General features: G+C 77.8%; 1 pseudogene. It reads right to left on the bottom strand.

Annotated elements, in window-relative coordinates:
• Positions 1 to 784, bottom strand: a pseudogene (locus tag CCN44_RS47995) (heme/hemin ABC transporter substrate-binding protein); the annotation flags it as partial.
• Positions 785 to 848 lie beyond the last annotated feature (64 nt).

Raw genomic sequence — 848 nt, 5'->3', positions numbered from 1 at the left:
GTCGGTGCGCGGCCCGTAGTTCAGCAGCACCCCGTCCTCGACCGACACGACCCTGCGGTCCAGGCCGGCCGGGGTCTGGGCGACGCCCGGGATCTTCAGCAGGCCGTCGACGCCGCCCACGGACCGCAGTCCCTTGCTCATCACCAGGACGGCGTCCGGCGCGGCCTGGGCGAGTGCCTCGCTGGTGAGGGCGGTGAAGTCCTTCGTCAGCCCCGACGCGGCCCCGGCGTCCACCGCCCCGGCGGCCTCCAGCAGCGAGGTCGCGCCCGAGTCCGCGCCGCCGATGAGGTAGACGGAGGCCGAGCCGCGCANNGACCGGGACGCCGGCCGCGCGGATCTGGTCCATGGCCTCCGCCGGGCCGGTCGTCTGCTCGGCGAGGACCAGATCGGGCTTCAGGGACAGCACGCTCTCGGCGGAGACGTCGTGGTTGCGGGTGACCACCGGCAGCTTCGCCGCCTGCTGGAAGGTGGCGGTGATGTCCCGGGCGACGACCCGGCGGCCCAGCCCGAGCGTGAACACGATCTCGCTGAGGCCGCCGGAGAGCGGGACGATCCGGCCCGTCCGGCGCACCGTCACCTCGCGGCCGTCGGCCGACCGGACGGTGACCGGCAGGCGCGGCTGCGGGGTGTCCGGCAGCGGCTCCACGCGGTCGGCGGCGGCCGTCGTGCCCGGGGTGCCGGCGCCACCGGCTGCGGCGGCTCCCCCGAGGCGGCCGGTGGCGCCGGCACCCCGGGCACGACGGCCGCCGCCGACCGCGTGGAGCCGCTGCCGGACACCCCGCAGCCGCGCCTGCCGGTCACCGTCCGGTCGGCCGACGGCCGCGAGGTGACGGTGCGCCGGACGGGCC

The sequence above is a fragment of the Streptomyces tricolor genome, from assembly GCF_002155905.1.
Lineage (GTDB): Bacteria > Actinomycetota > Actinomycetes > Streptomycetales > Streptomycetaceae > Streptomyces > Streptomyces tricolor.
Note: the sequence above shows the minus strand (reverse complement) of the source record. Positions and strands in the feature narration are given on the sequence as shown.